16 protein-coding genes are annotated in these 22,191 nt (G+C 46.1%); 4 read left to right on the top strand and 12 right to left on the bottom strand.

Translation table 11 applies throughout. The features are described 5' to 3' along the window. Positions 1-32 precede the first annotated feature (32 nt). The 8 genes from NSB28_RS06960 to NSB28_RS06925 form a co-directional block, all read right to left on the bottom strand. Positions 33-2,273, bottom strand: coding sequence for a heavy metal translocating P-type ATPase (locus NSB28_RS06960; RefSeq protein ID WP_109626192.1), 2,241 nt, complete (start codon positions 2,271-2,273; stop codon positions 33-35). A 200-nt stretch (positions 2,274-2,473) separates the two neighbouring features. Continuing rightward, a complete protein-coding gene (locus NSB28_RS06955) occupies positions 2,474-3,343 on the bottom strand; it encodes a helix-turn-helix domain-containing protein (RefSeq protein ID WP_109626191.1) in 870 nt (289 codons plus the stop codon). 123 nt (positions 3,344-3,466) lie between these two features. Next, on the bottom strand, positions 3,467-4,243 hold the full coding sequence (locus NSB28_RS06950) for an alpha/beta hydrolase (RefSeq protein ID WP_257497605.1): 777 nt from the start codon (positions 4,241-4,243) through the stop codon (positions 3,467-3,469). Positions 4,244-4,403: 160 nt separating this feature from the next. Then, positions 4,404-5,756 carry an ABC transporter substrate-binding protein gene (locus tag NSB28_RS06945; RefSeq protein WP_109626190.1) on the bottom strand — a complete coding sequence of 451 codons (1,353 nt, stop codon included), beginning with the start codon at positions 5,754-5,756 and terminating at the stop codon, positions 4,404-4,406. Positions 5,757-5,884: 128 nt separating this feature from the next. Continuing rightward, complete coding sequence (locus NSB28_RS06940) at positions 5,885-6,718, bottom strand: carbohydrate ABC transporter permease (protein ID WP_109626189.1); 834 nt, start codon at positions 6,716-6,718, stop codon at positions 5,885-5,887. Continuing rightward, the gene (locus NSB28_RS06935) at positions 6,718-7,608 is read right to left on the bottom strand and encodes a carbohydrate ABC transporter permease (RefSeq protein WP_109626367.1); all 891 of its coding nucleotides are present in this window, start codon (positions 7,606-7,608) and stop codon (positions 6,718-6,720) included. Before NSB28_RS06935 ends, NSB28_RS06940 begins: the two co-directional genes overlap by 1 nt. A 164-nt stretch (positions 7,609-7,772) precedes the next feature. Further along, positions 7,773-9,089, bottom strand: a complete 1,317-nt coding sequence (locus NSB28_RS06930; RefSeq protein WP_109626188.1) for a glycoside hydrolase family 28 protein — start codon at positions 9,087-9,089, stop codon at positions 7,773-7,775. A gap of 49 nt (positions 9,090-9,138) precedes the next feature. Next, complete coding sequence (locus NSB28_RS06925) at positions 9,139-12,264, bottom strand: glycosyl hydrolase (RefSeq protein ID WP_109626187.1); 3,126 nt, start codon at positions 12,262-12,264, stop codon at positions 9,139-9,141. 172 nt (positions 12,265-12,436) lie between these two features. Between NSB28_RS06925 and NSB28_RS06920 the strand changes: the two genes are divergently transcribed. Beyond that, positions 12,437-14,272: a sensor histidine kinase gene (locus NSB28_RS06920; protein ID WP_109626186.1), complete on the top strand. Its 1,836-nt coding sequence runs from the start codon at positions 12,437-12,439 to the stop codon at positions 14,270-14,272. Continuing rightward, complete coding sequence (locus NSB28_RS06915) at positions 14,247-15,440, top strand: response regulator transcription factor (RefSeq protein WP_187374283.1); 1,194 nt, start codon at positions 14,247-14,249, stop codon at positions 15,438-15,440. Before NSB28_RS06920 ends, NSB28_RS06915 begins: the two co-directional genes overlap by 26 nt. An 88-nt stretch (positions 15,441-15,528) precedes the next feature. On the opposite strand, the gene NSB28_RS06910 is transcribed toward NSB28_RS06915, so the two are convergent. Further along, positions 15,529-16,008, bottom strand: coding sequence for a COG2426 family protein (locus NSB28_RS06910; protein WP_109626366.1), 480 nt, complete (start codon positions 16,006-16,008; stop codon positions 15,529-15,531). A 227-nt stretch (positions 16,009-16,235) separates the two neighbouring features. On the opposite strand from NSB28_RS06910, the gene NSB28_RS06905 reads away from it, so the two are divergent. After that, positions 16,236-16,931, top strand: coding sequence for a DUF4231 domain-containing protein (locus tag NSB28_RS06905; RefSeq protein WP_187374282.1), 696 nt, complete (start codon positions 16,236-16,238; stop codon positions 16,929-16,931). 104 nt (positions 16,932-17,035) lie between these two features. Here NSB28_RS06905 and NSB28_RS06900 read toward each other — a convergent pair whose 3' ends face one another. The 3 genes from NSB28_RS06900 to NSB28_RS06885 form a co-directional block, all read right to left on the bottom strand. After that, positions 17,036-17,953 carry a metallophosphoesterase gene (locus NSB28_RS06900; protein ID WP_109626183.1) on the bottom strand — a complete coding sequence of 306 codons (918 nt, stop codon included), beginning with the start codon at positions 17,951-17,953 and terminating at the stop codon, positions 17,036-17,038. 5 nt (positions 17,954-17,958) lie between these two features. Next, a complete protein-coding gene (locus NSB28_RS24650) occupies positions 17,959-19,494 on the bottom strand; it encodes a DUF4474 domain-containing protein (protein ID WP_330665353.1) in 1,536 nt (511 codons plus the stop codon). Positions 19,495-19,617: 123 nt separating this feature from the next. Continuing rightward, positions 19,618-20,490 carry a patatin-like phospholipase family protein gene (locus NSB28_RS06885; protein ID WP_257497603.1) on the bottom strand — a complete coding sequence of 291 codons (873 nt, stop codon included), beginning with the start codon at positions 20,488-20,490 and terminating at the stop codon, positions 19,618-19,620. 276 nt (positions 20,491-20,766) lie between these two features. Here NSB28_RS06885 and NSB28_RS06880 point away from each other — a divergent pair, with 276 nt between their 5' ends. Continuing rightward, positions 20,767-22,083: an ATP-binding protein gene (locus tag NSB28_RS06880; protein WP_109626181.1), complete on the top strand. Its 1,317-nt coding sequence runs from the start codon at positions 20,767-20,769 to the stop codon at positions 22,081-22,083. Positions 22,084-22,191: the final 108 nt, after the last annotated feature.

The raw sequence follows: 22,191 nt of genomic DNA, 5'->3' as shown, positions 1-22,191 counted from the left end.
GTCCGCCGGCGGCAGTTCGTCATTATAGTTACCTATAATTTTACTCTTTTGAGCCTCAGCGCATTGCTGACAACAAACACTGAACTAAATGACATGGCCAGGCCTGCGATCATCGGGTTAAGCAGCGGCCCTCCAAATATATACAGCACGCCTGCCGCCACTGGAATACCGCATGTATTGAAGCAGAATGCCCAAAACAGATTTTCCTTGATATTCCGTATTGTAGCCTTGCTCAGTTTGATTGCCTTGTAAACATCCTTCAGATCTGATTTCATCAGGACTATATCGCTGGATTCCATGGCGATATCGCTTCCGCTTCCTATGGCCGCGCCGATATCTGCCTGCGCCAGGGCTGGTGCATCATTAATCCCATCACCTACCATCATAACTCTTTTTCCCTGCTTTTGCAATTCATTTACAACTGATGCCTTGTCTCCCGGCAGAACCTCCGCGATTACTTTATCTACATGCACCTGTTTTCCAATGTAATCTGCCGTGCGCCTGTTGTCCCCTGTAAGCATATAAACCTCTACACCCTGTTTTTTTATCTGGTCTATTGCCTCTGCACTCGTTGGTTTTACAGTATCCGCCACGCTGATGATCCCTGCCAAAGTCTTATCTATTACAACAAACATAGGCGTCTGACCCTTTTCGGCAATTTTCTCAGCAAGACTGTCCATACCTGCTGTGGATACAGATAATTCCTCCATCATCCTGTCATTCCCTATATAGACCTCCCTGCCCTGGAGCACTGCACGTATCCCTTTTCCCGTAAGGCTTTCAAATTCTTCAGGCTCCGGGAACGGTATCTTTCTTTCCCTGGCTTCCTCCACTATGGCGCGCCCCAGAGGATGCTCTGATGTATTCTCACATGCAGCTGCTGCGGACAGCAGTTCCTGCTGTGTCATGCCTTCCGGAATTATTTCAATGACCCGCGGTTTTCCCTCTGTAACTGTCCCTGTCTTATCCAATACTACTGTATCTATCTTATGTGTGATCTCCAGCGCTTCTCCGCTTTTGATCAGAACACCGTTATTGGCTCCCACGCCAGTCCCTACCATAATAGCTGTAGGAGTGGCAAGTCCCAGCGCACAAGGGCAGGCGATGACAAGAACAGAGACAAAAACCGTTAGGACAAAGGAAATATCATGTCCCGCCAGTGCCCAGCCTGCCGCCGCTATAACTGCTATGAGTATGACAGCCGGTACAAAATATCCCGCCACTCTGTCAGCCAGCTTGGAGATCGGCGCTTTTCTGCCCTGGGCATCTTCCATGAGCCTGATGATCTTGGAGAGTGTAGTGTCTTCTCCCACATGTGTTACTTCTATCTGCATGGCGCCGTTATAATTTACGCTGCCGCCGATCACTTCATCTCCGGGCTGCTTCTCTACCGGAATACTTTCACCTGTCAGCATAGATTCATCCACGCTGCTGCCGCCTTTGACGACGATCCCGTCAAGCGGCACTCTGCTTCCGGGGCGCACCACAAGGATGTCCCCCTTCTTCACCATGTAAGCCTGCACTTCTGATTCCTGTCCGTCCTTCAGGAGTATGGCCGTGTCAGGCGCCAGCTGCATAAGCTTCTGGATCGCCTCCGAGGTCTTTCCCTTGCTTCTGCTCTCCATATATTTTCCCAGCATTACCAGGGTGACAACTACAGCCGCTGACTCGTAATAAAGATTTTCTACATACATATGTGATCTCGGGATCATGATCGTATTTATGATACTGTAGATGTAGGCACTTCCTGTCCCTATTGCCACAAGTGAATCCATATTCGGATGTCCCTTAAAAAGTGTCTTAAATCCCACTATATAAAACTTTCTGCCGCAGATGAGCACAAATGTTGTCAAAATAAGCTGTGCCAGCGCAAAATTTACAGGACTTTTATGCATATCCAGAAAACCCGGCAGGGGCAGAGGAAATGGAAGCATGTGGCCCATGGACAGATACAGCAGAGGAACCGCCAGAACTATACTTATGATAAGCCGCCTTTTCATAACATGCAGGGCTTCTTCTTTTTCCTCCTCCTGTTTCTCTATCTCCTCCCTGGGCTTCTCCACAAACTGTTCAGCGCCAAAACCGGCCCTGTCAACTTTGGAGATGATCATATCAGGAGTCACTGACGCTTCATCATACGTAATTGTCAGCTTATTTGTGGCAAGATTCACTTCGCTGTGTTCTACGCCGGGTATCTTTCTGGTAACCCGTTCAACAGCGCTGCTGCATGATGCGCATGTCATGCCCGAGATCATATATACCTCTGTTTTCATATAAGAATACCTCTCTTCCTGTTATTATTTATTATTAAACTCGCTGCCCGCGGAATTACTCATACCCCGTATGGGTATATAAAAATCATAGTCTATATCTACCTATTTGTCAATGGATAATCTTATTATTTTCAAAAAAAGAAAACATATCCGGACTTTCGGTATAATTTAGTCCGGATATGTTTTCTTTTTTGAAACTGCTATTTAATCGGCCAAAGCTCTATATACCCTCTTGAGCCCACAGGCTCCAGCTGAATACGGGGATTTGATTCATCCCAGCTGGCTCCTATCTCCTGGGGATCGTATTTTTCCACAGCCTTCTGGATCTCCTCTATTGCCTGGCAGTATTCCTCTTCTTTGAAGGGTTCGCCTTTAAACATGAGATATCTGGCTGCCGGAAGCTCTATTACCTCAAAACCTTCCGGGATCACCCCGTCATAATCTATGGAAACTTCCACTCCCTGTACATACTGGGAGGTTCCCGGCCTGATATACGCCTGAGGAAGCCACATACATACTGGTTCTCCGCTGATAGATCTGATGCTTGTCAGAAGTCCCCACACATCACATCCTACTTCTTCGCAATATGCGAAATAGTCTTTGGCTTTTACTCCCCGTTTAACGATCACTTTCCTCTCTGGTTTTTCAATTGCCTGTACAAATACATTCCTTACGTTTTCCATCGTCTTCTCCTCTCTGCTGACCCGGTATTTAACTCCATAAGGGGTAAAGAGATACAGAGGAACAGGGTTTAAAGAATATTCCCTTGGATTGCAGCCGAATTCGCGGAAGAATGCCCGTTGATAACCGTCTACACTGCCAAAGCCAAGTTCAAACGCTGCATCTATGATCTTGCAGGATTCATCCCTCAGCTTCAGAGCTGACCTGGAAAGCCTGAGCCTTCTGATATAATCGGCCGGGGTCTGATTCGTCCATTGAGTAAACAGACGGTAAGAGTACCATGGGGAAAAAAGAGATACTTTAGCCAGATCTGCAAAAGTGATATTTTCCGCCAGATGTTCTTCTATATAATCCTGCATCCGCTGAACAGCTTCTATTTGTTCCTTCATTTTCTCTGCCTCCTTATGCTATCCATAATACAGCCTGAGCGCCTAAAGATTCTCGATTTTTTTTGCTGTAAAACATCAGGTATAAGAAGCCGCTTCCCAAAAAAGAACCGGCGGCAGAGACTGTCACTGCCCTCTTACCATCTCTGCTATTGCGCTGACAGTCTGCTCCTGCTGTTCTTCCCTGCTGATTGCTGCAGTTCCGTCCTTATCCTGCTCCCCATAATTTCCAAACTGGGCATGATTTCCACCCTGTATGCAAACCTCATTATAATCCTGAGGCATATACTCCCTGCCGGCTTCCAGTTTTTCTCTGTTTATAACAGTATCCTCACTTCCATATACAGATAACACAGCAAAGGCTTCTGATTTAAGGCTCTTAGTGGGATATGCTCCAAGCAGTACTGCACCGTCAAACTTATCAAGATTAGATGCTGCATAAGATGCTGCCATGGCTCCTCCCAGAGAATGACCTCCAATATACCAGTGCTCATAATCAAAGGAATCCAGAATACTGTCTGCCCTGTCCTGTCCGAGCACTGCCAGATTGCCGGGCATATGGACAAGAAAACAGTCAATCCCCTGACAGGCCAGTTTCTGCATCAGAGGTGCATATGCCGTATATTCAACCTTGGCTCCGGGGTAAAAGATGAATGCTGTATCCTCCCCGCTTCCATCGAAAAACAGCCCGTACTCAAATTCACTTACCTTTACCTGATCAGTATCTTCCAGATATCCGGGCACATCTCCTGTTCTGTGATAATAATCATTCACATATAAAAAGCAGACTCCGGCAGTACATACCAGCACCAGGGCCACAACAGCCAGCGCTGTCAGCACCCGGCGCATGCGCGTCCGTTTTCCTTTTTGGCTCTTTAGATCTTTTTGTCCGTTTTCTTTCATAATTATACATCTCCTGTCAATTGATCAAACGTAATTATTACAGTTTAACATAGAATTACTGCCGCTTCAAGGAACAAAGTTTTCTATAAAATATGCAAAAGCCGGCGCCCCTTGTCACTGTCTGTGACAAAGGCGCCGGCCCGGACTATGTTACATGAAATTATTTCTGTACTACTTTTTCATCGTACTGCTTTTTCAGCCTGGTCATCTCAGATGCCCAGTTATCCAGATATTCCTGAGCTGTTGTATTTCCTAACAGGACATTCTGGAATTCTTTTGCAAGCGTATTCTGGTGGAGGTCAAAATAACCTGTCACGTTGATTGGAAGAGTTGCAATCTTCGTATTTTCATCAAGAAGAGCGTCCGCTGATTCTTTGATGGGCAGGGATTTCCGTACCCATTCATCCTTCAATGCCTCTTTATTACAGGGAACCTGACCGATCTTCTCATTGAACTGGCTGTCAGCGCTGTGCTCTGTGAGCCAGCTTACAAACTTAAAAGTCTCTTCCGGATGCTTTGTATTTTTGAATACAGACAAGGTAGTAGCTCCATTTGACACAATGACATTTGTATCCTGGATAGATTTCAGGTTTACAAGAGCGCCGAACTTTCCTTCTCCCAGTGTATCCCTGTGCTGTCCATAGGAACCGATATTATGGAATATCATAGCGGCCGATCCTGAATCAAATGCTGAGATCATCTCAGTTGATGCATTTGTGATATCGCTTTCCGGTGTGTATACATTGTACAGTTTTGCAAACTTATCCAGGAATTCTACATGAGCCGGATCATTGATGGTGGAATTTCCGTTTTCATCAAACATTTCTGTGATTCCTGAATACTGGTACATCATCTGTTCAAACTGCTGTGAACTTCCTGCACCCCCGCGGATGGAGAAACCATAAACTCCATTTTCCTTATCAGTAGTCTTTTCTACTGCGGCGAGTATTTCATCCCAGGACTGGGGAATCTCTGTATCAGCTTTTGTAAAGATATCTGTATTATACCAGACAGCAGGGATCGTCACAGTCTGGGCAAGGCCGTATGTCTTTCCGTCCGGGGACATTTCCTTGATGCTGTTCTGGAATGTCTCCAGCAGCTCATCTTTTTTATCCCAGGAGGACATGTAGTCATCCAGCGGAAGAAGGGCATCCTGCACAATAAAATCGTTCAGCCAGTACTGGTATGTAACTCCGCAGTCAGGTGTTGTCTCAGATTGGATCGCCACATCGTATTTAGATTTCGCCTGATCTGCCGGAAGAGGCACATATTTTACCTTTATGCCAGGATTTTCTTCCTCAAACTGGCTGATCAGCTTACCATATAATTCTGTACGTATTGTATCCGCATAATTGTCCCAGAAGGTGATCTCCACAACATCACCGCTGTCTGCCGCGCTTTTGGACGCTGTCTGCCTCTGGCTCTCTTTATCACCTTCTGAACTGCCGCATCCGGAAATCATTGAAATCCCAAGTACTCCACAGAGAATAGCTGATATAAATTTCTTTTTCATTATTTTACCTCGCTTTATCTTAACATTATTATTTTAATATCCTAAGTTTTGATATTCTAAATCTTTATATACCAGATAACAATATACTGGATTATAATATACTAAATCCTTTTAATCCCGTCCTATGATCAGCCCTTCACAGCGCCTGCGCTCAGCCCTGTCACCAGGTATTTCTGCAGGTAGGCAAATAATGCGACCGGAATGATCATGGCAATGATAGCCCCTGAAGCCATAGCTCCATAGTGTACGCCGTACTCGCCCTGCATCATCTTCAGTCCTATAGGGACTGTATACATATCAGGGTCATTTAAAAACATCATTGCAAACAGGAACTCATTCCAGCAGCCTATCAGTGCAAAAGCTGCCACTGTTATGATTCCCGGAACCAGCATGGGGATCACTACACGGACAATCCCCTGCATCCTGCTGCAGCCGTCGATCATGGCGGCCTCCTCCAGAGCTATGGGCACGCCCTCTATAAAACCCTTCATCAGGATACAGCAGAAAGGAAGCTGGAATGTGACATTCACCACGATCAGAGCCAGGTGGCTTCCCACCAGATGCATTGTCTTGAAGGTGTTAAAAAGCGGTACAAGCAGCACTGCCGCCGGAATAAACTGGACTGCCAGAAGCAGACCCATAAAAACTCCTTTGCCTTTAAATTTGTAGCGGGTCAGGGCATAACCAACCATGATCGCAACAACTACGATAAAGATAACTGATATGAAGCTTACTTTCAAGCTGTTTACGAAATATTTATCAAACCCTACATTCTTCCAGGCTTCTACAAAGTTGGAGATGATCGGGACCTTTGGCAGATAAGTAATTGGCTTGCCAAGGATCTCTCCTTCCCCCTTAAATGATGTGTTCACCGCCCAGTAGATTGGAAACAGGACAAAGATGTTAATCGCTATAAGCGGGAGCCAGCGCAGAAAAACAATCACTCTTTTCTTTTCTTTCATCACTCATCACTCTCCTTTCCAAATCCTGAAGCCTTAATATAGATGACTGCCACAATTGCCAGGATAAAGAAACTGATGACTGAGATTGCGGAGCCGTAACCATAATTATTTGTGGTAAGCGCCTGGTTGGCGATCAGCATGCTGAGGGTTGTTGTCTTTCCCACCGGTCCGCCTCCTGTCAGGCTGTAGATCAGATCCACACTGTTAAATTCCCAAATGGTACGGAGCAGTGTTGTGAGTACTATTGTGTTTTTCAGCAGGGGAAGAGTGATCTTGCGGAAGGTCTGAAACCTTGTACATCCGTCCACCTTTGCCGCTTCATAGATATCCTGTGAGAGTCCCTGCATGGCAGCCAGCAGACTGATTGCAAAGAAGGGGATACCTCTCCACAGCTCTGCCACTACTACTGAACCCAGCACTGTCTTTGAATTTGCCAGCCATGCCACATTTTCCTTTATGATTCCCAGTTTTCTAAGGATATCATTGAGGACTCCGAAATTCTCATTGAATATCAGGCTGAAGAGCACTGCTGTCAGCACTCCTGACATTGCCCAGGGCACAAAGGTCATTGCCCTGAAAAATCCTCTGCCTCTGAAGCTCTGATTCAGGATCAGGGCCACTATCATTCCGAATACCAGCTGAAGCCCGACTTCTGACACAACCCATTTCAGGGATACGAGAAGTGCGGAATAGAATTCACCGGTAGTCAGTATTTTGACAAAATTGTCAATCCCGCAGAAGCCATTCAGGAACGGCATAGTCGGATTATAATTCTGGAAGGCCAGGTAAAAGACCTTACACAGCGGGTAGATCATGACACACCCGATGAACAGCACTGCCGGTAAAATCAGAAGATATGGGGTTAAAACGGTCTTCTGTTTCTTTTGCATTTTTTTCACCTTTCTTTTCTCTTTCTGACACAAAACGTTTTGTATTTCATGTCTCTTATTTAATCATGGGAAGGCCTTAAAGTAAATTCAATAAGTTTAGAGATTATGTATAAAATATTTAATGCCCTCTGCAAAACCATTTGCATATTCTTAAGCCCTGCCCCTTATCTGTTGTCATAAGTATCATTGGCTGTATCCCTGTCTCCTGCCACTTCTATTGTCACATGGTCCATCTGAAGCTCCTTTACATAGCTGATCCGCCCGAATTCCCTGACTGACATATGGATGTCAGAGAGTTTAACAGACTCTATGGGCTGCTCCCTGTATCCCTCAATATCAAAAGCCCGGCTGATCCCTGAGTAACCGGCATCATTTTCCGCCCTTACATTTCTGACCGTAATATTCGATACATGTGTAAGAGGCTCATCCTCCGGCACCGGCTCCAGCAGCTTCCTCCAGCTTTCCGGCACTTCACCCTCATAACCATCCGGAAGCTCACATGTACAGTAAGCCGGATTCCAGTCCAGACAGATATGGAAGGGATACTTCACATTCTTCATCTGCAGGTTTTCCACAAGAATATTTTTTATATATCCGCGCCTCGGCCTTGATGACTTGATGCGGAAACCGCAGTCTGTGCCCTCATACTGAAGGTCCCGGATAATGACATCTTCTATTCCCCCTGAAAGCTCGCTGCCCAGAGTCACTCCAAAACCTGCATGAATCCTGCAGTTCCGGATCGTGATATGATGTGAGGGTCTGGCTGTCCGCAGCCCGTCGGCGTCTCTTCCTGATTTAATGCAGATACTGTCATCATCGCAGGAGGTCTCACAATTTTCCACAAGGACATGGGAGGAGGAATCAATATCTATCCCGTCTGTGGACGGGCTGCCGGCATTGCCCGCTATACGTATCCCATCTACATGGACATGGCTGCAGTAGCAGATGTGTACATTCCAGAAGCCTGACTGTTCTGATGTAAAATCCTTCAGCAATACTTCACTGCTGTCAAATATGACAACATTTCTGACCCTGGTACAGTCATAATCAGCTGCCCAGCGCAGTCCTTTTGCATCATACTCTCCGCGCATTCCTCCTTTCCTGTCTTTTCCCCAGTATTTCTCCCACCAGTACGGGCCCTGTCCGTTAATCACTCCTTTTCCCGTGACAGAGACTCCTCTCTGATGATTACAGTTTAGCACTGCCGCAGGCCATTTCATTTCTATGCCTGCAACGCGTGTTTCTATCAGGGGATACTGGCTCTCATCCGTAGTTCCTTTCAGGATGCAGCCCTCCTCCATAGTAAATTCCAGCCCGCTTTTAAGGAACAGGGCCCCTGTTAAGTACGTTCCTCTTTTAAGTACCGCACGTCCGCCTGCTGCCGCCGCATCATCAATCAGCGCCTGCAGTTTCTCTGTCACCAGAACCGTACCGCTGCAGTCAATTCCATATTCACTGCTCAGAAACTCTTTTCTGTCCATCTTTTTCTTTCTCCTTAGCCCTGCACAGGTGCAAAGCCTGTGCATATCTCTATATATTCACCAGCCTGTGGCTGTCATAGTCGAAATAAGTGCCATCCAGCATATTAGCCAGAGTATTTGTCCTGACCAGCTCTATCTCATTATCATCCTCCCGGATCCACTCCTTCCTGCATTCCCACACATACGGAGTAAATGCCCTTATTCCCAGGTCGTGTCCGTTTATTTTCACACTTAGGCAATCCAGGCATCTGTCCTCAAAATCGAAACGCAGCTGAAACACCTCGGGAAGATTTTCTTTCTGTATTTCTGCCTTTGTCTTAAAATGCAGATGTCCGCTGTAATATGGGAATCCCTTTGTATATTCAGGCTCAAACCTGGCAGTGTGGGGCATTGATGTCAGCCGCAGGTCCTGCACTCCGAAGCTTCCCAGCAGACAGAGCGGGTCACGCACCCCGTCCGATTCTGACATGGCTGTTACTTCTATCTTTATTTCATTCTCACCTGATCTTATGAGACGTGATATATCACAGAGCTGATTATTCTGGTCATTGATGAAACGGTGATAAAAATCCTCCTCCCTCAGAGGACTTCCATTCACAAAAATTCTGTATACTCCCGTAACTGCCCTTCTGTCCCAGAGAAGTTCCATATCACGGATATCAGCGTCCAGATAAAATGTTGTCTTATATGTCAGGTCTACAGGATAGGAAATATGTATCTGCTTCGGCGTGCCAAATGTACTCTCATATGAATAGCGGCTTCCATCCAGCACCGGCGCCGATGCACACTGCTCTATAAGTGTCTTTGCCTCTGTCTCCCACCAGTTCCTTCCATCTGCCGTCACAAGAAATTCTGCCAGCCTGTATACATTTTTTCCTTCTATACTTATTTCAAATTCCTGTTCTGACGGCAAGGTCAGTACGGCTTGCTCATCCTGCTGCACATCCCGCTGTTCACACTCTTCCAGACGCAGATAGATGCTTGCAAGCCCGGGAACGCTGAATCTGTATGTCTCCCGGCACTCACCCATATACCTGGCATCCCCTGTCTCCATGGAGAGTGCTGTAACAGACATGTTGTTCCCCGTCCTGTTGACAAGCTCTCCCTCTGCCCTGTTCCGTCCCTGGTTGATCAGTGACACGCAGAGCTTGCCGTCCATATCCCTGCGCACAGATGTTATAAAGGATCTGCGCATAGTGTCATTATCCAGTCTGACCTCTACAGGTTCATCCAGTATCTCCCTGACTCTGCTTATATATCTTTCTTCAATCTGTGCTTCACTCAAAAGGCCTTTGGCCGGAATCAATGTCACTCTTTCCTTATTCTGAAGCAGCAGCTCCTGCCACTCCCGTCTGGCCTCCTCATCTGTATATCCTGCATCAATAGACATATACGGCAGATTCCCCAGAAAGATAACAGAACCGCCGGACTCTGCAAATTCTCTGAGCTTCTGCAGTGCTTTTCTCTCATAAAAATAAGCTGGAGGAACAACGATCAGGCTGTAGGACGCATTTCCCATGGAAATCCGGCCATCCTTTACTTCAAAATCCGCAAGCATCTCCGAATCCAGATGATTGTACTGCAGCTGGTTTAACAGCAGTGTCTTTGTGGTATAGACCCAGTTATCCCTGATCTCATCACATCTTTTTCTCTCCGGCTCAGACTCCCCCCTGTATGGAAAACCCTGGAAGGGATCACCTAACAGCGCCCACATAGTAGGTACCGGATCCAGCACTGCCGTGCTGCATGTATCCCTTGTATTGGAAGTATAAGCTCCTATCCTGCCCACATAATCCGCAAGGCTGCGGTAGTGCCTCCAATATGGATTCTGGAAAAACTGGGATGGGGGCGCATCATGCTTTGTAATCGAATCTATCGTATAGTAGAAGGCATGGAAGACAAAGAAGTTGATGCCGCTGCTGCAGAGCCTGTCTATCATCCATTTGGCATCCTGCAGGGTCATAGTCCATCCTACACTGTGAAAGCTTTCGATCAGACACTGCTCTCTTCCCAGCTGCCTCGCCAGTGAAGATGCCGCATTAGAACTGTAACGGAATGCACAGAGGTATTTATCATAGATCCATTCCAGTTCCCTGCCTGCCTTCTCATGGGCCGTGTCTCCTCCGGGTATATGGCTGTAACGCTGGGTGGAGAGACGCATATAGGGTACCTCCGAACAGTAAGATATTCCGTGTTCACCGCACCAGTCTGATACCTGCTTATGATAGCTCTCCACAAATATCTGATGTATCACATCATACAGATCATAACGGATACGGTAGGCTCCCTCCCAGTTTTCATCGTGGAGGGCCGGAAGTACCTCTGTCAGTGAGTAGCCTTTTCTGTCCCTGAATGCCTGGATCACTTTTTTAGACCAGGGTATGGGGCTGAGCATCCCAACCTCATCTGAGAAAATCCCCATTACACTCTCTGACATATTTTTTCCCAGAGCTTTCCGGTATTTCTCATGGGTTGTGTCCAGAAAGCTTCTGACTGCTTCTTTGCTGCACGGGTCAAAAAATCCTCCGTAGAATTTAAAATCACCCAGTGGTTTCTGTATATATATATCTATATCCCAGCTGCCTTCCGGCAGGCAGGTTTCCAGAACCTCCTGGGGGCCATAGGAAAAAAACCGTTTATTATTATACATGGTCAGCCCTGTGATCTGATAGATCTCAGAGGTCTGCAGGCTGCCTATATCCTCCATAAGGTCCAGCCTCTTCTCATAGATACGGCTTCCGTCCTCCCTGAGCAAAAACGCGCCTGCGTACAGCACCTCCCCCCAGCCTAACTCACGGCGGATGCGGCCGCCCTCCTCTGCATGGATTCTCTCATGATGAAGCACCATATGCTCTGCTTCAGGATGGAGTTTGAGCACCTCTCCGCCGCTCATTCCGCTGGGGTATGGATATTCATCATACAGCCAGGCCTCCATTCCCAGCTCCTTTGCCCTTCTGCACGCAAATTCAACAAGTTCGAACCATCTGCCGGACAGATACGGTACCGTCAGCCCCTGTCTGGCGCAGATAAAAAATCCGCCCAGACCTTTATCCTTCATTTCTCTTATCTGGTAATCCAGCCCTTCTTCAGTAATGTCCCCGTTCCAGAACCAGAAAGGTTTAATCCTGTACATGGCTGCAGGGTTCTTTAAAACTTCTTCTAATCGTTCCATCATTATATCCCTCGCAATCTTTTACTGCTAACATTTAACCACCTGGGCGCATGGAAGTAAATTTAATAAGTTTGGCTCTTTATTATAAAATCTTTGACAAATTTCGCCGCCTTTGTTATATTCAATATGACTTTATGCACACATATCTGTACATACGATTGGAGATATTTTAAAAATGAAACAGACATACAGCCGGTTTTCCCGGTTCTCACTGCGTACTTCCCTGACCCTGCTTCTTCTGCCTTTCCTGGCGCTGATCCTGGTCAGCTGCTCCCTTTTCTATTATTCCGGGACTAAAAAGTACAGTGAACTGCTCCAGAAAAATATAGAAACCCTTGTCCAGCAGACAAAAAATTCTCTGGACGGCAGCCTGCACAACATATATGAACGGTCACTCTCACTTACCACTGATTACCGTTTTTACTCTATGAACCAAAATTTAATACATGGAGAGGATCCTCTCACTCCCGCTGAATATTTACAGCTGTCCAACGGCTTCTCAGATTTTCTTCTGCAGAATCAGCTGTATCTGGATTCCATCGGCCTGTATCTGTCTGACAATTCTATCCACTACTACAACTCTGTTTCCGAAGCTAACAAGGTTCTGTATCCTGATTTTCATTTTTCAGACTACAGCAGTTTTGGCCAGAGTCTGGGCTGGATGTTTACTGCAGACCAGTATCCTTATCCCATCACGACCGGACGGGCCCCTGATTTCTGCCTCTTCCAGACTCTGGGATCCGGCGATGGCAAAGTAAATGGATTTTTCATTATTGGGCTGAATGACCAGGTCTTTCTGGAACATATCCGCAATTTCAAGGTTACCCCAAACAGCTGCCTGACGATCCTGCGCAAGGACAGCGGACTGCTCTTCTCGGATGAGGAAGACCTGGGCAGCCCCACGCTTGCAGCACTTCCGGATACAGAAATAAATGAGATCAAAGAGAAAATATCTGACCGTTCCTCTGACAGTCTGACGGCCTTTATGACAAGTTCCAATTATGTAGTTTACAATCCTCTTCTCCTGGAAGGGACAGGCCTGCTGGCTGTCGTCCCGCTGGATGAAATGTTTACAGATTACAGAGATTTCTCCACTCTGCTGCTGATCCTGGCGCTGGGCGCAGTCTCCATCTTCATAGCTTTGTATCTTTTTATGCCTAAAGTATTCTCCCACCCGGTGGTCAGCCTTGTGGAGCAAATGAAGAAAATCACAAGCGCTGACACTAAGCTTCCCATAAAAGCATATGGCAGCCGGGAGATCGTATATATCGGCGAGGAGATCAACGCCATGCTGAACCGTATCCGTGCCCTGACCCTTTCTATGGAAAAAGAAATGAAGGCAAAACAGGTGACCCAGCTGCAGTTCTTGTTTGCCCAGATCAATCCACATTTTCTGTATAATACCCTGGACTGCATCCGTGAGCTCTGTCATGCCCGGGAAAATGAAAAGGCTGAGGAAATGCTGGACCAGCTGGCTGTCTTTTACAGGATTGGAGTGAGCAAGGGAAGATCATTTATTACATTAAAAGATGAGCTTCTCCACAGTTCCATGTATCTGGCCATATTAAAAACCAGGTTTGAAGACTTCCAGTTTGAGATCAGTCTTCCCGAAGAACTGGAAAACTGCCTGACGCTGCGCATGATACTCCAGCCGCTCATAGAAAATGCTGTTTACCACGGAATACGCCCCTGCAGGCTCGATGGCACTATCCGGCTGAATGTAAAAAGAGATGGAAATGTGATACATCTCACAGTAAAAGATAATGGCTGCGGAATATCAGAAGATGTGCTTGAAAAAATAGAACGATCCTTAGAAGCCCCCATATGCGACTATTCTGATGCATCTCTCGGTGTATACGGCATAAAAAATATCCAGGACCGTATACAGCTTGCCTATGGCACAGACTACAGGCTCTCTGTAGAAACCGAGCCGGACTGCGGGACTTCTGTTACAATAACGATTCCTTATGAGGAGGGAAGAGATAATGACAAAAATACTATTTGTGGATGATGACGCTATTATCCGCAGAACACTCCCGGGACGTATTCCCTGGGAGACGTATGGCTGGGAACTCATGTATACAGCCAGGGATGCTATGGAAGCCCTGGATTATCTGAAGAATCATGAGCCTGATATCATTCTGACTGATATTAAGATGCCGGGCATGACAGGCATAGAGATGGCGTCTATTGCCATGGATTACTATCCGAACCTGAAATTTGTTTTTCTTTCAGGCTATAAGGACTTTGAATACGCCCAGCAGGTCCTGAAACTGAATGCAGTGGATTATCTGACTAAACCGTTTGATAATGACCAGCTGACAGCGGCCCTGAAAAAAGCGGAAGAGCTTTATAAAAAAGAACAGAATGTCAATTATATACTCAATGAAAAATATCCGCAGATCAAACGCAACTACATATCCAGGCTCATGCAGGAACAATTTCAGCAGATGGATGATTCCTTTTTCAAAGCGTTCGATATCAATCTGACAAATGGCCTGGGTATCGCATGTTTTATTGAGATGCGCTATGGTGAGCCCTCCTCTTACGACGCCATCCATGCCAGTCTGGAAGCATACTGCACCCAGCTGACCGCCCGGTATAAAGGCAGTTTTTTCTTCTGCATGGACAACCTGCAGATATTTATGATATATACAAACAATGATTCCCTGGAACCCTCCAGCCTTTATAGCCAGCTTTCCCTGCTTGAAGCAGAAATCACGTCCTATATCCAGGGTGTCCTCGGATATGAGGTGGCTGCCTTCTACCATGGGAGTATCATGAATAATTTTTATGGGCTTTACGGCTCTTACCAGGCCGCCCTTCAGGATATGAACTCAAACCTGAACAATCTGCTCCTGTCTGTCCGCCATTATATAGAACAGAACTACGGGGACTGTGACCTGTCTCTTCAGCAGATAGCTGCACATTTTCATGTTAACCACTGTTACCTCACAAGTATCTTTAAAAAGCAGTTTGATACAAATCTCTATGATTATCTGATCAAGATCCGTATGGAAAAAGCTGCTGAAATGATCGTGAATACAGATCTGAAAAACTATGAGATAGCGGCCGCCACAGGCTACAAGAATCCTCAGTATTTCAGCCTCAGTTTTAAAAAATATTATAACTGCACCATCACTCAGTACAGGGAAAAACTGCGCAGTGAACAGGCTTAAGGTCACTATTCACAACTTAAGTTTCCTATAAAATCAAATGAGCGCCATACTGTTTAACTGACAGTATGACGCTCGTTTAATTCTATATCTATGCAAAAATACTTCCAAGAGCTCCAAACAGTCCGGCGCTGGCCGCTCCCATAATGACGCCTGCCAGCAGTACGCCTCCCATGACTGCAATCACGCTTGTCTTAAAATCCATATCCAGCAGGCTGGCAGCCAGTGTGCCCGTCCATGCCCCTGTTCCCGGCAGAGGGATTCCCACAAACAATAAAAGCGCCCAGAATAAACCTTTTCCTGCTTTCTCTTTCAGTTTCTGCCCGCCCTTATGTCCTTTCTCAAGGCAGAAGGTAAAAAACTTTCCAACCCCGGGCTTGTCAGCTCCCCACTCCAGTACCTTCCTGGCAAAAAAGAAGATGATCGGAACAGGCAGCATATTTCCGATGATAGAAATTATGTAGGACTGCACCAGCGGAAGTCCCATGACCTGTGATACAGGTATCGCTCCCCTGAGCTCTATCAGGGGGATCATTGAGATTAAAAATACATACAGATATTTAGTGAGCACGTCTATTTCTCCATTCATTCTTAATTATAGTCTGCTTCTGCATACTCTCCCATTATAATGGAATCTTCTTTTATTGTAAATAAATAATTCCTTAAAAGATTCCTGATTAATTCCTTAAGGTTGCTGCAGATAACATACTATTGACAATGAATCTTTAAGATTGTAAAGTAAAGTTAGAGAGGAAATTTTTACCATATAATAAATTTTTACGAACGGGAGGAATGGGTATGGAAGAACCAAAGAAAAAAACAGGAGGAACTCTTCTGCAGCAGGAAATGGATTATATCGACCAGATCGTAGAGATGATCGACCGTCAGAGCGCCCACACAAATAAAAGGTGGAATGATGATCCTGTACGGAGGCAGAAAAAAGAATCCGAATCAGGCGGCTTGGCTGAAGCAGATGTTCATCAAAACAGTACTGACAGCTCTGGTGAAACCTCTCCTATTTACCTGCGTATTAAAGTATTAATGGAGTGGTATGTAAAAAAAGCTACAGCCTCCAAACGCAATTATTATGTTTGCTCTATAGCCACTACTACTATCCCGCTTATTGTGACAGTGATAAATACAATCAATGCCATACGGCCGGAAAAATATTCCTGGCTGCCTGTATGTATCTCCGTCTTGTCAGGGCTGGTGTGCCTGATTTCTGCATGGCTTACCCTGTCCCGGAGTCAGGAAAACTGGGTACGCTACAGAAGCAGCGCAGAAAAGTTAAAGCGGGAGACCATGCTTTATCTGGCAGGGCTGGAACCATATAAGAAATGGGAGAGGGTTCCCCTCGGAAATATGGACAATGACAGGCTCCTGGTTCAGAATATAGAAAAAATCGTGCAGGATGAAAATCAGTCCTGGGAGAAAACCCAGCATAAAACTGAAGAGCCAAAAGATACATCCGTTTTACCGGCAAAAGCAGAATAACAATAACTATTTATCAGCTCTGTGCATTTACCGCACATTCTGCGGCAGCCATCAGGCTGTCATGACTTTATCATGATGCCTGATGGCTGCTGCTTTCTATTTATTTAATTGTCATTATCTTTCCGGCAGGCATATTTTGACAGGGAAACAGGCCCCTCAAGAACCTCACGCTCTACGAAAAGGCTTCTGTCCTCTCTCGGCCGCACCGACCACTTAACAAGCATGATATTATTGCGCTCTATTTCTATACATGTGATACAGCGTGGATGGACACAGCTTCCTGTATTGAAATAACACCCTTCTTCCGGCTCTGAAAATACCGGCCTGTGGGTATGTCCCGCAATCAATACATGCTGCCTCTCCTTTGCATAGGAAGCCAGTTTTTTCTCAATATGCTCTTTTGCTTTTCTTGGGCGCCCCGCTCCCGTGGGATCCAGAAATCCCAGCAGTTCCAGATGACGCCACACATACCTCACCAAAAATCTGGCCAGGGGCCAGAGTGTATCATTTAAGAGATCTCCCTGATGCCCGTGTACCAGAAATATCTCTTCTGAAGCCCCGCTGTTTTTGAGTATCATTCCTTCGGCTACTGAAATACCGGGCAGCAGAGGTATATCGCAGTGGGAAGAATCACAGTAGTATGTGTCGCAGTGACGGCTCATATAATCCTTGCGGCGCTTTATAATGTCATGGTTCCCATAGAGCATATAAAGACGTTTCTGTTTATAGAACCTTGACAGCATCCAGAAAATATCACTGTGAACCTCTACAATAGGCTTCAGCCGTCTGTTTTCCCACAGTTCATCACCATCTCCTGCTTCGATATAAGTGAATCCATTTTGAAAATAATATTCCAGCGCCCCAAAACAAACAGTCTGGTTAGCCAGAAAATTATCCCCTGCGTTCCCCTGTCCCCGGTGGCAGTCGCTCATGATGACCAGTCTGGAATCTGAATCAAATGGAATAACCTGTGCATTCTCATATACCTCATCAAGCCTTTTCTTTACTGATGCGATCTCCATGGAACTTACCTCTCCGCTTCACTTGTCTCTGCCTTTTTTGCCGGGCAGCTTTTAACCCCTGGCTCATCAGCTAAGTCCATGTCATCCTGTTTTCTGATCCTTCCATCTGAATCATCTTCCCAGTTATCACTTGCATAATAATTACTCTGCATATCGTCCTGCCTGTCATGATCGCAGCAGTCAGATGAATTTTGCCTGAACCCATTGCATGACTGTCCTGGCTGACATGCTGACCGTGATGCTCCGGGAGAACAGGGACGGCACATTGAATCAGGGCGGCATCCCGTACTCGTATGACATTCTGTATTCGGGCGGCATTCTGTGTTCGGACGACATCTTGCATCAGGATGGCATGGGGAACACGTCTGGTTCGGGTGGCATGGCTCACATGACGGCTCCTGCGGACACGGACAACACGGACGCTCAGGATGACACGGCGGCTCAGAACAACACGGCGGTTCCGGGCGGCATGGCGGCTCAGGATGACACGGCGGTTCCGGACGGCATGGCGGCTCAGGATGACACGGCGGTTCCGGGCGGCATGGCGGTTCCGGATGGCATGGCGGTTTTGGCGGCCTAGGCGGTTTCGGGCCGGGCCCCGGATTTGGGTGACGTCCTTCCAGCCAGTCTTTTATCCACTCGAATGCGCCATATAAACCTTTGGCATAGAGTGACTTCGTAAATAGGTCATATATTTCCGGTGCCATAGCCTTTGCGTATTCCAGCTTATCAAGTGTATCGCTGTATTTTCCGGTCGCAAATTCGTATAGCTTGCAGTTATTGCTGTTTGTCTGCTGAACAAGCGTCTCCTGGACTTTATTTCTTGAGAGTGTCTGCGGCGAACGAGGTGTCGTAAAATGAACCGATACAGTCTTTCCCCTTACAGAATATTCTTTTCTGACATAGCCAAGATCCGTCAGACTTTTGACAAATGCATCCCTCATCTCCCTGTCCCGGAAGGTGATCTTTGCATCCATAGTAAGTGACTCAGGCTTTGAAAATTCTCCAAGTTTAAAACCTGTAAGCCACCAGTGCAGAGCTTTGCGGCGCAGGATCACCCTGCCGTTTTTCCTCAGGATATATGACAATTTAAGCATTTCATCATTGGTGATATTCTCATAAAAGGTTCCTTTAAATTTATCGGTGTCTATATCCTCGCGTTCTGTATTATACACACCGATCTCTGCGCCTGTTGTAATGCCGTACTGTCCCTTCCACAGCTCGATCAGCCACCTTTTGCCTGCATAAGAAAATGTAACAGGTTCACAGTCAAAAATCATGTTAAACAATGGCGCTCCCTCATCATAGAGGCGGCAGTATCCCACCTGGCGCTGCCAGCAGTTCATCAGAGAATAAAAGTAGTCCCCGTTTATCTCATATGCAAATCCTGCCTCTTCAATGTCAGCGTCCAGTTCTTCCTTTTGCCTGCACTTATCGGGATTTGGACGGAAGCGGTGACTCCGGACTTTCCAAACAATAAAAAAAATCAGCACTGCCAAAATTAAAACAGCAGCTGCAATTATAATAATAGTTGTAATCACAATATCTGCCCTTTTTCAAATTATTAATACATTCTATTCCGAGTCCCGCATTTCGTGACAATACCTGTACTGACATGGAAACACCCACGGTAAATCAACCGTGGGCGTTTCCTATTAGTGTCTTTATCCCAGCACAAAGTCCTGAATCTCCTTCATCCTCTGCTCTGCTGTTTCATACCCCTGCCTGTAAAAAGCCTGCAGGCGTTCTGTGTTATTATCCGCTCTGCTGACAAGAACTTTATAGGGCCGGATGATCAGTATTCTCTGCTTTGCTTCCAGCTCCTCCAGATATTCTATCGTCTCATTATAACGCCTGTTCCTGCTCTCAAGCTGCTCTGCCAGCATAGGATAATTCCGGTACATCATATATGTGATCCAGCGTGACCGGCCAGCTGTGGGTTTTCTGTATTCCTTCTCCCTCGTCAGGACTACTATATTTTTCTCATAACCAAGCTCCATAGCATGACGGACAGGAATAGAATCAGAAATGCCTCCATCCAGATATAAATGTCCATCCAGCCTGGTCATCGGACATACATAAGGTACGCTGCAGCTTGCCCTAGCGATCTGCATCAGCCGTTTTCCGTCATGTTTCTCCGACAGATAAGCAGCCTGCCCTGTTCGGCAGTCTGTGGCTACATATTCGCAGGTTACGCCCGACTCCTCATAAGCTTTATAATCAAAAGGAAGCAGTTTGTTAGGATATTCGTCGAAAGCCAGATCAAAATCAATCATTGCCCTTTTTCTGAAAAAATGGGTCCAATGAATAGGAGGACGGTTCCGCCCATTGGGAATCATACAGTCACGTGACCTTCCCCTCTGCCTTGCGGCATAATCCATTGCATTGAATGAACCTGCGGAAACTGCAGCTATATAAGGCAGATAGACTCCATAATCCTGCATACAGTCCAGCACCCCGGCGGTAAATACTCCCCTGTTAGCCCCGCCTTCTAATATCAGTCCAGTATTTTTCATATATCTGTTTTTCTCTTCCATGCAGCTTACTCTCCTTTTTCCATTCCCATCCGCAGTACAGTTTATAACAGGCAAAACAACACCTTTACTGCAGGTAAAAATTATAATTCCGCCATGAGTAAAAATCAATGATTCTGGCAGGAACGTCATTTTTCTGGCACAAACGTCATGCAGATTCCATGACAGGAATGTCTATTTAAGATATAATAAAGTACGTAGACAGAATTGTGATTTGGAGCATTCTGCAAAATACATAGCCTGTACAGATAAGTTCCAGCTTTGAAGGGGTGAATTTTTATGGATCTGCATAAATGGCTGTTAATGATGATACAGTTTTTTGTTTTATTCCCGGCAGCGGCATTCTGCTACCTGCCTATGAAAAACCAGCTAAAATATACACGGGGCCGTTTATTTTTTATATGTGCTGTTTTATTTATTTTGTATACTCCTGCCGCCTCATGGTTTGCCATGTATCTGGACCTGGATGTTAATGTGGTTTTGCTGCCATCTCTCGTAATTTTTTTCTTTCTTTACTACAAAACTGTAAAAACAGATCTGGCCAGGACACTGGCGGTGTTTCTGAATGCCTGTGCTGTCATGTCCTTCCCGGCTGTGGCTGCCTTTATCTTTGATGCCGCCCTGCATCCCGCATCAGGTTCTGCCTATTTTTCCCCTGAAGCAGGAGCATTTCAGTTTATTGCCTCTGTACTGCTGGTTCTTGCTCTGGCTTTCCCCCTGCACCGCTATTTCAGCTGGATGCTGGACCACCTGAACTTTCCGAAAGTCTGGTACTCTACCACGGCTCTTCCGGTAATGCTGCTTTTATTCAACTTGATGATGACTCCCTACTCTTATCAGACACTGCATACCGGGCGGATCATGGTAATGCTTCCATGGCTGGAAATCATTCTTTTCCTCCTGCTGCTGTTCCTGTATGTCCTTTTCTACCATATGTCTGTTGTAATTTTTAAACAGGCCAGGCAGGAAGAAGAAGTCAGGTTTCTGGAAATACAGGCCGGTCAGTATGAGTCCCTGCAAAATCATATCCAGCAGACTAAACGGCTCCGCCACGATTTCCGCCACCTTGTCCACGGTATGGCAGGCCTTGCCGACAACGGTGATTTCGAAAGCCTTCGGGCACAGCTGCATGAATACGAACAAGAACTGGACCTGAATACTCCTGTCAATTATTGCCACAATGCAGCGCTGAACGCCCTTTTTAATTATTACAGGGAAATGGCGGCCTCAGAAAATATTAAAACAGACTGGAAGATCCATATTCCTGAACCGCTGACTGTCTCTGAGCTGGATTTATGCAGCCTCCTGGGCAATCTCCTGGAAAATGCCATTGCCGGATGCAAGACAGTTCCGGAAGATCAGCGCTTTTTCAACCTTTCCATCCTTCTTAAAAATATGGACTGCCTCTATATAGTTTCTACCAACAGCTTTGACGGCAAGGTCAAGAAAAATCAGGAAACCTTTATGTCCACAAAGCGGAACGGTGAAGGTACCGGACTTTTCTCCATAAAAACAATCGCAGAAAAACACAAGGGTATGGCACAGATATCTAACAACGAACGGAATTTCTTTATTGATATCATGCTCAAACTCTAAAAACTACCCCCTCCGTGCATCCCATAACTTAGATCCTTCGGATGGGCATGCTGCGCACTAAGAGGGTGAAAAAACAAAATGGAACATTTACATTTACTTTATTTAAGT

Origin of the sequence: Murimonas intestini (genome assembly GCF_024622195.1) — a bacterium.
GTDB classification, from domain to species: domain Bacteria; phylum Bacillota; class Clostridia; order Lachnospirales; family Lachnospiraceae; genus Murimonas; species Murimonas intestini.
The sequence above is the reverse complement of the archived record's forward strand: the minus strand, read 5'-3'. Positions and strand labels throughout refer to the sequence as shown.